At 37.5% G+C, this 6,116-nt stretch carries 7 protein-coding genes; 4 read left to right on the top strand and 3 right to left on the bottom strand.

All coding sequences use genetic code 11. From position 1 onward, the window contains the following. Positions 1-6: 6 nt before the first annotated feature. Positions 7-441: a DUF2809 domain-containing protein gene (locus tag CYP77_RS05760; protein ID WP_258032414.1), complete on the bottom strand. Its 435-nt coding sequence runs from the start codon at positions 439-441 to the stop codon at positions 7-9. Between the two features lie 334 nt (positions 442-775). On the opposite strand from CYP77_RS05760, the gene CYP77_RS05765 reads away from it, so the two are divergent. Beyond that, on the top strand, positions 776-2,443 hold the full coding sequence (locus CYP77_RS05765) for an anaerobic C4-dicarboxylate transporter (RefSeq protein WP_103567612.1): 1,668 nt from the start codon (positions 776-778) through the stop codon (positions 2,441-2,443). Positions 2,444-2,487: 44 nt separating this feature from the next. On the opposite strand, the gene flhB is transcribed toward CYP77_RS05765, so the two are convergent. Beyond that, positions 2,488-3,561 carry a flagellar biosynthesis protein FlhB gene (gene flhB / locus CYP77_RS05770; RefSeq protein ID WP_103567613.1) on the bottom strand — a complete coding sequence of 358 codons (1,074 nt, stop codon included), beginning with the start codon at positions 3,559-3,561 and terminating at the stop codon, positions 2,488-2,490. A gap of 143 nt (positions 3,562-3,704) precedes the next feature. Between flhB and CYP77_RS05775 the strand changes: the two genes are divergently transcribed. From CYP77_RS05775 to rpmA, 3 genes are all read left to right on the top strand, one after another. After that, the gene (locus CYP77_RS05775) at positions 3,705-4,667 is read left to right on the top strand and encodes a hypothetical protein (protein ID WP_103567614.1); all 963 of its coding nucleotides are present in this window, start codon (positions 3,705-3,707) and stop codon (positions 4,665-4,667) included. Between the two features lie 106 nt (positions 4,668-4,773). Then, positions 4,774-5,088, top strand: a complete 315-nt coding sequence (gene rplU, locus CYP77_RS05780; RefSeq protein WP_002942523.1) for a 50S ribosomal protein L21 — start codon at positions 4,774-4,776, stop codon at positions 5,086-5,088. 11 nt (positions 5,089-5,099) lie between these two features. Then, positions 5,100-5,357 (top strand): 50S ribosomal protein L27, encoded by a 258-nt coding sequence (gene rpmA, locus CYP77_RS05785; protein ID WP_002942569.1) that lies wholly within the window; start codon positions 5,100-5,102, stop codon positions 5,355-5,357. 41 nt (positions 5,358-5,398) lie between these two features. Here the strand turns inward: rpmA and CYP77_RS05790 are convergent. Then, a partial coding sequence (locus CYP77_RS05790; protein ID WP_181001952.1) for a glycosyltransferase occupies positions 5,399-6,116 on the bottom strand: 718 nt, incomplete at its 5' end.

Genomic DNA, 6,116 nt, shown 5'->3' on the forward strand with positions numbered 1-6,116 from the left:
ATAAATTTAGTATGTTTTGCTTTTTTGCATAGATAAATTTTCAAACAGATAAGCTAAAATGCAGCCAGCTAAGTAACAAATAATGTCTGTCAAGTCAAATGTCCCACCAAAAATTATCCGCAATATTGAGCTTTTCACACCTAAAATTTCAAGAATTTTGAGATATTGCGCGGCTTCTATAAAAAGCGAAATGACAAAGACGCAAATGGCTAAATTTATAGGAGCCACCCTAAATATAGCTCGCCCAAACGCATAAAGCATCGCAGTAGCTAACACATCGCCGATATAGTGCCTTATAAAACCACCTTTAATAAAAATCGCAATATAAATTTCTATCGCCAAAATAATAATGCCGATCACCGACCAGATTACTCTTTTATTTTGGCTAAATTTGCTTTTGCTTATAGATAAAGATATCGCTTCTTTAGTTTTTTCTTTCAAATTTATCCTTTTAAATTTATCTCGTAGATTTTAACACAGATGATAGCGCCCCGCAACTTTTTACAAGTATATAAAATAAAACTTAAATTTTTATATTAATAATTTTTAAAAACAAAGAATGAAAAATTTAGATTTTATAGTTTATACAAAGTAAAATTTATAAATTTAGAAAGAGTGGCGATGATACAAAAATTTAGACCAAGATAACCTATCAGCAAGCTTTCAACTAATGCAAAACTCTCACTTTTGTCAAATTAATCTTAAAATATAAGTTTAATCTCAATTCATAAGAGATATAATCAACATTAAATTTACATTTAACTTAGGAGGTTTCATGGATTTTCTCATGAATTTAAGTGAAGGCGTGCAGTTTGCTATCCAGCTTCTCATCGTCCTTATCTGTTTGTTCTACGGAGCTAAAAAAGGCGGTATAGCGCTTGGTATGCTAGGCGGTATCGGTCTTATAGTTTTAGTTTTTGGATTTAACATCGAGCCTGGCAAGCCTGCTATCGATGTTATGCTAACCATTTTAGCCGTTGTTGTGGCTAGTGCTACACTTCAAGCTAGTGGTGGTCTTGACGTTATGCTTCAAATAGCAGAAACCATACTTAGAAAAAATCCAAAATATGTAAGTATCCTAGCTCCATTTGTAACATGTACGCTTACTATTTTATGCGGAACTGGACACGTTGTTTATACTGTGCTTCCTATCGTTTATGACATCGCTATCAAAAACGGCATCCGCCCAGAGCGTCCTATGGCTGCAAGCTCGATAGCTTCACAAATGGGTATCATCGCTAGCCCAGTTTCAGTCGCTGTTGTAACCCTTACTAGCTTTCTTATCAACGCTAAAACTCACTTAGCTGGTTTTGATGGATACTTAGACCTTTTAAAGATCACTATCCCATCGACATTTTGTGGCGTTTTGGCGATAGGTATTTTTAGCTGGTTTAGAGGTAAAGACCTTGATAAAGACGAAGTCTTTCAAGCAAAACTTCAAGACCCTGAGTTTAAAAAATACGTTTATGGCGATAGCGCAACACTTCTAGGCAAAAAACTTCCTATGCACCAATGGGCTGCAATGTGGATATTTTTGGGCTCTATCCTTGTAGTCGCACTTCTTGGATACTTTAAAGATCTTCGCCCAAGCTGGACTACTTACAAAGACGCAACAGTCGTTCAAATAGTAGCAAACCTTCCAACTGAGCAAAAAGTCTTAAAAACCTTAAAGATAAAAGACGCAAGCATCCAAACAGAAGCTGCTGAGTTAAAAGTTTCAAACGACAAACTAAATGCAAACCAAAAAGCTCAATCAGTGAAAATTGTCGGCAAAGACGGCACACAAACTCTTACTCGCACAGCTGATGGTGCAGTAACATATATAAATGAAAAAGGTGCAAAAGAGGAATTTCAAGGCGCTTATATCAACATAAGCAACAAACTAGCCTCTTCAAAGAGCCTAAGCATGGTTCATGTTATCCAAATTTTCATGCTTTTAACAGGTGCCATCATATTGATATTTACTCCAACAGATGCTAGCAAGATCGGTAAAAACGAGATCTTTAGATCAGGTATGATCGCGCTTGTTGCGGTATTTGGTATCTCTTGGATGGCTGAGACTATGTTTGCAGTACATACTCCGATGATGAAAGAAGCCCTTGGTGGCATCGTAAAAGAGCACCCTTGGACCTATGCGGTTATGCTACTTATCATCTCTAAATTTGTTAACTCTCAAGCTGCAGCCTTGGTTGCGTTCGTGCCATTAGCACTAAACATCGACGTTAACCCTGCTGTAATCCTAGCTTTTGCGCCGGCTTGCTATGGATACTACATCCTACCAACATACCCAAGCGACCTTGCGGCTATTCAGTTTGACAGAAGTGGTACAACGCACATTGGTAAATTTGTTATCAACCACAGCTTCATCTTGCCAGGACTTATCGGAGTTATAGTTTCTTGTATATTTGGCTATATCTTCGCTACAGCTTTTGGCTATCTATAATAGATAAATTTCTTGCTACCTTTTGGTGGCAAGAAATTTCTTCATCAAAGTTTATCTTGAAATTTCTGCTTATTGCTCATATAAACAAAGCTTAGCACTTCAGCCACAGCTCTAAAAAGGTGCGCTGGTATCGTATCATCGACCTCACAAACTCTATAAAGTTCCCTTGCAAGAGGTGGATTTTCATAAATTTGCACTCCGTTTTCAACTGCCACCTTTTTTATCTGAAGCGCTAAGAAATCAATCCCTTTAGCAAGTATTATCGGTGCTTCGTCGCGGCTTTTGTCGTATCTGATCGCCACGGCATAGTGAGTTGGGTTTGTGATGACGACGTCAGCTTGTGGAATGTTTTGCATCATTCGTCGTTTGGCTGCACGCATTTGCGCTTGGCGGATCCTGCCTTTTACCTGTGGGTCACCCTCCATCTGCTTATACTCGTCCTTGATCTCTTGCTTGCTCATGCGAAGATCCTTAAAATACTGAAAACGCACGATAAGCAAGTCAGCAAGGCCGATCACAAAAAGTATAAAAAGCATGACGCTAACTAGGATGATGAGTTTCTCCTTTAGCCACGCAAGCTGGTCAAACATAGAAAAAAATAGCGTGTGCGGAAGCTCTTTGATAAACTGCAAGAAAAAGTAAAATCCAACACCAAAGACGATGCTTACTTTAACGACGATCTTGACACTCTCGATCGCCTTTTTCATAGAAAATAAATTTTTTAGCCCTTTTAGTGGATTTATCTTGCCAAAATTTGGTGTTATGGGCTTTGTGGTAAATATAAAACCAAACTGCATTACATTTGCGATTATGCCAGCTACCGCGACGCAGATGCAAACTGGCAGGATCATCAAAAGCGCCCTGCCAAAGGTATTTACAACGATCATCTTTACCGTTGGCAATGTCAGTGGCTGACCGATAAATTTAGAGTAGTAGATGTAAAGCGAGATGACCTGATCTTTCATGAAATTTAGCATCGCAAGCAGGACACCAATAGCAATGACTAGGGTCACAAAGCCTGATAGGTCCTGACTTTTGGGGACGTTGCCATCCTTTTTGGCGTCTTCTATCTTTTTGGGGGTCGCTTCTTCGGTTTTTTCTTGGTCTTCGCCTGCCATCTTTTTCCTGAGCTTGCTTAAATTTGGGCGATTATAGCCAAAATGCGGTTAAAATATCCGCTAAATTTAACTTTTTGTGAGCCAAAAAACTAAGCCATTTTAGGCGTTTTTGGCTAAAATTAGCAAAAATAAGGAGAGGCAAAATGTCATTTTTAGAAGGCTTATTTAACATTTTCAAAGCCAAAAAACCACCAAAAAGCGATGAAGAGCTACTTTTAGACGAGTATGCAAGCATTTACGCCGAGATAAAAGAGAAAAATTTAAACGATTACGACTTTTTATGTGAGCTCATACGCAACCTATCTTTTTCAAGAGCTAGGCGTTATGACTTTTGCCTTGAGAAGTGCCTAGCTGAGGGCGATGCCGAGGCACTAAATGATCTTATCTTTCAATACGCTAAGCTAAATTTACTCCCAGGCTGCAGCGGCGGATATGACCAGTGTGAGAAGCTGATCCCTGCGTTTTTTGCTATCGCTTGCGGCGACACAGATAGTATGGCAAGGATCTTTCCAAAAGGCTTGCCACCTAGCAAAAACGGCTATAAATTTCTATGTGTTATGCATGATCTGCTCACGGCGATGCTTTGGCAAGATGAAAATTTACTTGCCCCTGCTCTAGAAAAGGCTCACGCCTTTGCAGAGTCCAAAAAGCCAGCAAATGAAAGAGAAGCAATTAAATTTATGCTTGCCCTACACGAAAAAGATACGGCCGCTATGAGCGAGCATTTGCAGAAATTTTGCTCCACTTTTGGCAGGACAGATGCGCCTAAATTTGAAAAACGCCTCTACATTTTTGCGCATGGACTTCACGCTTTGGCGCGCTACTTTTTACCGCTTGAACTCTTTAAAGAGATAACGCTACCAAAAAATGAAAATTTCAGTAAATTTTACGCAAAGAGGCTCTTTCAAAATGAAATTCCTAAGCCAAAACTTTATTTTGTTTTTCCGCCTGAGCTTGAACTGATAAATGTGATCTTAAGCGCACCAGTAGCCAAAACGCTGATATATCGGCCACATTTGCCAAATGACAAAACCTTTTTCTTAGATCATACATCTATGATAAGAAATTTAGCCGACGAGATCATAAGATCAGGGGCATTAAAGTAGAATTTATAAACTTTTGGATAATATTCACACCTTACAACCAACAAAGCTCCATAAATCTTTTGCAAAAAAGTGCTTTTTGGTCTTACCAAATTTAGAAAGGTAGAGTATGTCAAAATACGCTATATTTAAGCATGGCGGTAAGCAATATCGTGTTAGCGAGGGCGAGTTCCTTAAGCTAGATCACTTTAGCGCTGAAGCTAAATCAACCGTTGAGATTACAGAAGTTTTAGCTGTAAATGACGGTGAAGTAAAGGTAGGTGCGCCATTTGTTAAGGGTGCAAAAGTTGTTCTTGAGGTCGTTAATGAAGGCAAAGACAAAAAAGTAGTTATCTACAAAAAACGCAGACGTAAAGACTCAAAACTAAAACGCGGCTTTAGAAGACAATTTACACGTGTAAAAGTCGTAAGTATCGCAGCTTAAGGAGATAAGATATGGCACACAAAAAAGGTCAAGGTTCAACCCAAAATAACCGTGATAGTATCGGACGCCGATTAGGTGTTAAGAAATTTGGTGGCGAGTTCGTTCGTGCTGGAAATATAATCATCCGCCAAAGAGGAACAGCAACTCACGCTGGAAATAACGTAGGTCTTGGCAAAGATCACACTATTTTTGCATTAGTCGATGGCTTTGTAAAATTTGAAAGACTTGATAAAAACAGAAAAAAAGTATCTGTTTATCCAGCTGCATAATCCCAGGGGCATTCGCCCCTTTTTTAAATACACTCAATAATTTATTTTATCTTTTCTAATTCTTTGATTATTTTTATAGCTCTATTTTGCCAAGTATTTTTACTCATACTTTCATAGGCATTTTTTGAAATTTTATTTAGCTCTTCATTACCTAAAGTCTTTATATAGTTAAATTTTTCTTCTAAACTTTTTTCATCACCCGCTTCATATAAAAAACCGTTTTCGCCATCTTTTACTATTTCAGCAACTGGTGGGAAATTTGGAGCTAAGACGACATTTGAATTTGCCATATATTCAAAAAGCTTTAATGGAGTGCTATAAAGCGAATAATCACTTTTTACACTAGGTATTATCAAAATAGTATTATTTTCAACAAGACTTTTTACAACTTCATTTTGAGGTAGCAATCCTTTAAAGCATACCAGATCTTCGATCTTTTTTTCTTTGAGAGTGTTTTTTAAAGTTATAAAACTATTTCCACTATTTTTACCATAAAGTTCGAGCTTTATGTCAGTTTTTAAAGCAAAATCTAGCATCAAATCAAGACCTTTCCATAACAAGAATGAGCCATAATAGTTTATACTTGAAAAATCAAAATCTTTTTTCTTAAAATCATAATCCTGCTTGCAACCGTTATAAACAACTACTGAATTTACTATTTGTAAGCCAAAAAATTTTCTAAGTTCATTTAGCGTACTGCTATTGTGCGAAAATATAAAATCAGCATTTTGTAGTATCTCTTTTTCCATATCATAAAGT

Source organism: Campylobacter concisus (assembly GCF_002913865.1).
Lineage (GTDB): Bacteria > Campylobacterota > Campylobacteria > Campylobacterales > Campylobacteraceae > Campylobacter_A > Campylobacter_A concisus_AM.

Excerpts from the sequence above, each read along its gene's own strand:
- rpmA (WP_002942569.1), top strand. The coding sequence starts at position 5,100 with ATGGCACACAAAAAAGGTCAAGGTTCAACCCAAAATAACCGTGATAGT.
- CYP77_RS05765 (WP_103567612.1), top strand. The coding sequence starts at position 776 with ATGGATTTTCTCATGAATTTAAGTGAAGGCGTGCAGTTTGCTATCCAG.
- rplU (WP_002942523.1), top strand. The coding sequence starts at position 4,774 with ATGTCAAAATACGCTATATTTAAGCATGGCGGTAAGCAATATCGTGTT.
- flhB (WP_103567613.1), bottom strand. The coding sequence starts at position 3,561 with ATGGCAGGCGAAGACCAAGAAAAAACCGAAGAAGCGACCCCCAAAAAG.
- CYP77_RS05775 (WP_103567614.1), top strand. The coding sequence starts at position 3,705 with ATGTCATTTTTAGAAGGCTTATTTAACATTTTCAAAGCCAAAAAACCA.